Raw genomic sequence first — 6000 nt, forward strand, 5'->3', positions numbered from 1 at the left:
CTCTCAATACTAATGGGCAGATTTCGCACCGACGTTCCGACTGACAGTACGCAACGTCAGGGCCAACGGCACCATCACTACGGCGATCACGCCCAGCGCAACAAATACGTCGATATAAGCAAGGAGTGTCGCTTGGCTTTGCACCATCTCATTGACGATCGCCATGCTGGTTCCGGATGAGCTGCCGGTGGCCGCGCGCCCATTCAAATATCCCTGTATGCGGCCCAGCGTATCGTTATAAATCGGATTCCAGGAGCCGATATGTTCGATCAGACGGCTCTGATGAAACGGCTCGCGCCGAGCCAGCACCGTCTGACTGAGTGCCACGCCCATTGATCCGCCGAAATTTCGCGCAAGATTGATTAGCGCCGAGGCCTGATCGGTTTTCGACGGCGGAATGCCGTCGTAGGATGCGGTCGTGATCGGAATGAAGATAAGTGGCAACCCGATCCCGAGATAGATTCGCGACCAGGCGAAGTACCAGTAATCTGCATTAGAGGTAACGCGAAGCAGGTCAACCATCGCGTAACAAGCTATCGCCGCCCCAGCGGCGATCAGGTATCGCGGCTGAACGAACCCAAGACGACCAACCACCACCATCATCAACATCGTTACCGCGCCTCCCGGCGAGATGGCAAGACCAGCCAGCGTGGCGGTGTAACCGAATTCCTCCTGCAACAGTTGCGGCATAATTTGCGTCGTCGCGATCAACAGCGCGCCCGTCATTAGCATAATGACAAAGCAGGTGCCGAATTGGCGTCCGGTCAGCATCTTGATGTCGATGAGTGGTTGGCGCCGGTTGAGCTCCCACGGGATGAACAGCAGCAGCGCGGTGGCGGATATCGCCGCAAACGTCACGATAAACCTCGAGTCGAACCAGTCGTCGATCTGGCCACGGTCAAGAACCACCTCCAGGCCACCGAGAAAAATTACGATCAGCAGAAATCCAACGAAATCAAAGTCGAGGCCCCTGGTCCAGAGCCGCTCACGCTCTTTTTTCTTATTGGGCGAACTGGGAACATTCACGGAGATCAGCACGAGCGAGATCAGTCCGACGGGCACATTGATGAGAAAGCACCAGTGCCAGGACAGATTGTCGCTCAACCAGCCGCCAAGCGTCGGCCCGACTGCCGGCGCGACGACGACGGCGATGCCGTAAAGCGCAAACCCCTGGCTCCGCTTCGCAGGTGGGAAGGCCGCCGCCAGAATGGATTGCGCCACCGGCGTCATGCCGCCGCCAGCCAGCCCCTGGACCACGCGGAAGACCAGCAAAGCCTGCAGATTCCACGCGAAGCCGCAAAGTAGAGAGCTCACCGTGAACAACGCAATGCAAACCAGAAAGAAGTTCTTGCGGCCGAACATCTCGGCGATCCAGCCGCTGGCGCACAGGACGATGGAGTTGGCCACCAGATAAGTAGTAATGACCCACGAAGCCTCGTCGCTGCTGACGGCAAGGCCGCCCGATATGTAACGCAGAGCGACGTTGGCGATGGTGGTGTCGAGGACTTCCATGAAGGTTGCGATCGCAACCAGGATGGCGATGATCCAGGGGTTCGCGTTGCCGTATTCGCCCTTATCTGATGCGTCAGGCATTTGCCGCGATCCGCTCAGGGACGGACGGTGACGGTGGGAACGACTGACATGCCCGGTCCCAGTTCAACGTCTGGACGCTGGTTGAAGGTGATCTTCACCGGCACGCGCTGCACTACTTTCACATAGTTGCCCGTAGCGTTTTCGGCCGGCAAAAGACTGAACGCGGTTCCGCTACCCGCCTGAACGCTGTTGACCTGGCCAGGGAAGTTGCGGCCCCCGAACGCGTCAATCCTAATGTCGACGGGCTGTCCGACGCGCATGTCGGCGAGCTGCGATTCCTTGAAATTGGCCGTCACCCAGATGTCGAGCGGCACCACGATCATGATCGCTTGTCCCGGCGTAGCCAGGGCGCCGACAGCCCCCGTCAGTTTCGTCACGCGCCCGTCGACGGTTGCGCGCAGTTCGGTTCGCTGCAGATCGGCGTCAGCGCGATCCTTCTGTGCCTTGGATTGATCGAGTTGCGCCGCTGCACCGACCTTTTGCGCGTTCAGGACATCGATCTGCCGTTCGGCCGACACCTTGGCCGCGGTTGCTGCGTCGAGGGCGGCCTGCTTGCCATTGAAGTCGGAAGAAGCCTGTTGTGCGCGCTGAACCGTCCCGGCGCCCTTCTGCACCAGATCCTGGTAGCGGGTGTTTTCGTCGGTCGCGAATTTGAGCGCTGACGCCGCCTCCGTCACCTGCTGGGTGGCCTGATCGACCTGGGCTTTCTGGCCTGCAATCTGGGCTTCAAGGTTTTTCTCCGTCGCTTCGTTCTGGCGGATTTGCGCGTCGGCCTGATCGACCGCGGCTTTATAGTTTCTTGCATCGATGGTCGCGAGCAGATCGCCTTTTTTTACGACCTGGTTATCGGTGACATTGACGCTGATGATGCTACCGGTGACTTCCGGGCTGACCAGCACCGGCCGGCCATCGATAAAGGCATCGTCCGTGCTCTCGTAGTGACGGGCGTGGAGATACCACGCGATGCCCGCAATGACGCCGACGACGATCAATCCAAGGCAGACAACCATCGCGATCGGGTGCTTTCGATATGCGCCCTTGATGCCCTTCGAGCCCTGGTCCTGGCTTTGATCGGTCTCCGACGGCTCTCGGTCGGCTTTTCGACTTTCTGGATTTGCCTCCGGATTTGCTTGAGGTTTCTCGGACGAAACGTCATGGTCTTCTGCAATGACAGGGTCCGATGTATTTTTAGGCCTGTTCTCGAATGAACGGCCCCTGCGCACCGCCTCCGCGGAGGTGGATGAACCCACATCTGCAGAACTCATCCCGCCTCGCTCTATTCCCGTCATTGCGATTTCCGGCTTTGTGCATTGCCGAAGGGTGAGAAACGGACCGGCGCACTACTTGTTCCCGCCAGATGAGCCCACACGGCCATTGCCGCTCTCCTTAACACCACGGAACGGTGCAACCTCGGTCGAGATCAGGCCTTCATTGATGCCGTCCTTGACCAGTTTCGCAAGCAGTTGGCGGGGTCGATACGGCTCCAGCCCTCGTTCGATCTCGTCGATGACTGTCAGACGAGACGCGGCCTCCGTGACGCCGGCCGCCTCCAACGCGGACATGCGGCGCGTGCCGGCCCCCCCAGCTGGCGAGAGGCAGCTTTACGCCACCCCTGTCTGCAAGCAGCCCAATGAGCGCTCCAATTGAAAGCCCCTTGGCTGCTGCTGCCCGAGCTGGGGGTCGTGCGGCAGCCCAGCCTTTTGAAACTTTGCGCCCAAAGCTTCGAGAGCTTCCGTCTCGTCCTCGAGCAGTGCGGCCGAAAGATCGGCTTCGGAGACCTTTTTGTTGAGCCGCGATTTGAGGTTTTCCTTAGACAGCAACCTGTCGAGCGCAGAACCCGTGACCAGCCGGAGGTCACGGTCGTTCCGGTCAACGTTCGCCAGGCGCACGACGCCGATCCGGCGGCGCAGACCGGTGGACAACGCCGCGATTTCCGAGTTCGGCTGCACCACCTCCCACACCAGTTCGAGGTCCTCCGTCCCACGGACGCGGAACCGAAAAACCGGATGCCGGGCTCCTTCTCCGCCTCCGGGAGGGCCGCTGCGCTGCCGTCCCATTCCCACGGCCATAGCGAAGAAAAATCCGCGATCCCAACCTCAGGCGGGATGTCCACCACGGCTTCGATGGCGAAGCCATCGCCGGTCGATCGATTAAAATAATCGGTTTCGAGCACCTGAACCGCGTTGGTCGGACTGAACAGGAGAGCGAGTGCGTGAAGCACCGTGCTCTTGCCAGAATCCCCGCCACCAAACAGAACATTGACGCCGGCATTTGAACGCCAATCCAGTAGCTCGACGCCCCGAAATCTCCTGATCGCCAGGCTCATTATGCGCGGTTGATTCGCCATGCCCCATCCGAATCCTCGTAACCCGGCGACAATCTTAAGCTGTTTGCGATAAGGCGCAAAGCTTCAGGCAGCTACCCCGCATCAACCCGACAGAAGGTGCAAATGACAAGAACTGACGCTCTCGCGTTACTACGATCCTGAGCTGGCGGCGTTGTGGATGCGCAGTTCGCGCCCCGAACTCGGCGGAAGATCGCCCTCGGTATTCACTCGCGACGACGCAACGCGTGACCGGTTTGCGAGCTACCTGCCAAAGAAACGGTCACGACGCTGAACTCGCCGTCACTTCTTGTTCATGGCCTGCGTGAGGAGCCGGTTGAGGTCGCCATGACTTCCCCAATTGTTCTTTGCGGTCATCCTCGGTCTCGTCATCATCATCGTCCTCATCGTCACCGTATTCCCATTCGGACTGAAGCCCGTAATCGGCGTCAAAATCTTCATCATTCATTTGATCCCTGATCTCTTCAACGGCGTCATCGAACAAGGCCTGGAGATCGGGTTCCGCGGTGTGAAGTTGCCGTTTTGGGATTATCATGCACTTCGCCTCGTTCAGAACGAGATCGTAGTAGCGCAGCTTGGGAATCAGCTGGCCGAGCAACCTGTCGGCAGCTTCCACGGAGTCAAGCAAGACATAGATGTCGTCGACATATCGCGCAGCCCTCACCCCGTACTCCTTAAGGAAGCGATCGATCGGCTCCATGTAGAAATTTCCAAACAAATCCGACGGGAACATGCCTTGAAGGATTCCCCGAGAACTCCGCTGGCTCGTATAGCTGGTCAAAACCGCTTCAAGACGGCCGGATAGCTCACCGACATATCCAGAGTCGTTCAACACATTGATCAGGGTATGGAGGTTCATCGAACCAAAATAGTTCGCGACGTCGATCTTCAGGATGTATTTGACCTCCTCCGCCTTTGAATACTTGAGCAACGCTGTTTGCAAAGCATTCCAGCAAGTACGGGTGGGCACGAACATTGATACGCTGTCAGCACTTGCCAGCTGATGGCTGAAGGATCGCGCGTGATCAGTTTTCTGAGCCACGATGGGCGCCGCCTGATCGGCCAGAGCCTGATAGAGGAGCCGATCGTACAGGAGCAGGATGCTTCCGGGGCGAGAGAAGCTTGGACCCAATCGTTCGGGCTTTACAGCAACGCGAATCCGGAAGGACTTCGGAACCTCGATGGTTATTGGCACCCCCGGACTGTACTTGCCACTTGCCAAGGCACTTTGAAACCTCCTGGATCAGCTCCTCTCCAGCCTTGGCGTAAATGAAACCAATGTGAGGGGCGTCTATGAAGTCCGAGCGGAGATCGTGGCTAACCCGCGCGAGGGCGAGCTTCCAGTTCATCTTGGACATCACGGCGCCGTCCAAGCCGAAAGGTATCTTCAGTTCCGCCACTGCAGTTTCCTCGCTTCTTCCGCGTCGATCGATTCTTCAGGCCCGAGGCCTTGCATCATGAAGGCACGGACTGGGAGCCGGTTCTCACCGCCCATGATCGGCGCCTGCAACGCCTTGACTCGGTGCAACAGAAGCAGACCCAGCCAGAATTGGTTCGCGGAGCGACCCGTCGGGCCCGTTGGTATCCGGGTTCAGTCAAGGATTCGAATAAGGATGGATCGCTATCACTGCACCAAGGATTCGATAACATCGATGGGCCGACCGGAGCTCGGTTGTACGGCGGTTGTATGAAAATCGAGAGGGAGCAGCAAAATCCGCCCATAAAGCGAACGCAACAGCCTGCTTCCGCTGGGGAAATTGTTTTGGAGCGGGTGAAGGGAATCGAACCCTCGTATTCAGCTTGGAAGTCATGGAATCCTGCAGTGTTTTCAGCGGCCGTTCTGACATTTTCGGTGTTTTTGGCCCATTGAGATCATTACAGAATTTCTCGTTGTCAGAATGGCGGTTGCGAGCCTCACGGTCGCAGTCAAGACCGGTTTTGCGCCTTTATGGAAATCCGTGAAGTAATGGTGGTAGCGCCTGTATCAGCAATACGGTGCTTCCGCCCAACACGCTGGCACCACGACGAGCAGGGACAGGACTCGCGCCAAAGCATCTCGTTGC

5 protein-coding genes are annotated in these 6000 nt (G+C 58.2%); all 5 read right to left on the bottom strand.

Annotated features, from left to right (window positions below; translation table 11 throughout):
• Positions 1-9 precede the first annotated feature (9 nt).
• Complete coding sequence (locus FXB40_RS01170; RefSeq protein ID WP_148770325.1) at positions 10-1593, bottom strand: DHA2 family efflux MFS transporter permease subunit; 1584 nt, start codon at positions 1591-1593, stop codon at positions 10-12.
• Between the two features lie 14 nt (positions 1594-1607).
• Positions 1608-2858, bottom strand: coding sequence for an HlyD family secretion protein (locus tag FXB40_RS01175; RefSeq protein ID WP_148770326.1), 1251 nt, complete (start codon positions 2856-2858; stop codon positions 1608-1610).
• A 75-nt stretch (positions 2859-2933) separates the two neighbouring features.
• Positions 2934-3155, bottom strand: a complete 222-nt coding sequence (locus FXB40_RS01180) for a hypothetical protein (RefSeq protein ID WP_148770329.1) — start codon at positions 3153-3155, stop codon at positions 2934-2936.
• A 39-nt stretch (positions 3156-3194) separates the two neighbouring features.
• A complete protein-coding gene (locus FXB40_RS01185) occupies positions 3195-3545 on the bottom strand; it encodes a hypothetical protein (RefSeq protein WP_148770332.1) in 351 nt (116 codons plus the stop codon).
• Between the two features lie 654 nt (positions 3546-4199).
• Positions 4200-5159, bottom strand: a complete 960-nt coding sequence (locus tag FXB40_RS01195; protein ID WP_148770333.1) for an RNA-directed DNA polymerase — start codon at positions 5157-5159, stop codon at positions 4200-4202.
• Positions 5160-6000 lie beyond the last annotated feature (841 nt).

This window comes from Bradyrhizobium rifense, from assembly GCF_008123425.1.
Lineage (GTDB): Bacteria > Pseudomonadota > Alphaproteobacteria > Rhizobiales > Xanthobacteraceae > Bradyrhizobium > Bradyrhizobium rifense.

Excerpts from the sequence above, each read along its gene's own strand:
- FXB40_RS01170 (WP_148770325.1), bottom strand. The coding sequence starts at position 1,593 with ATGCCTGACGCATCAGATAAGGGCGAATACGGCAACGCGAACCCCTGG.
- FXB40_RS01175 (WP_148770326.1), bottom strand. The coding sequence starts at position 2,858 with ATGAGTTCTGCAGATGTGGGTTCATCCACCTCCGCGGAGGCGGTGCGC.
- FXB40_RS01180 (WP_148770329.1), bottom strand. The coding sequence starts at position 3,155 with ATGTCCGCGTTGGAGGCGGCCGGCGTCACGGAGGCCGCGTCTCGTCTG.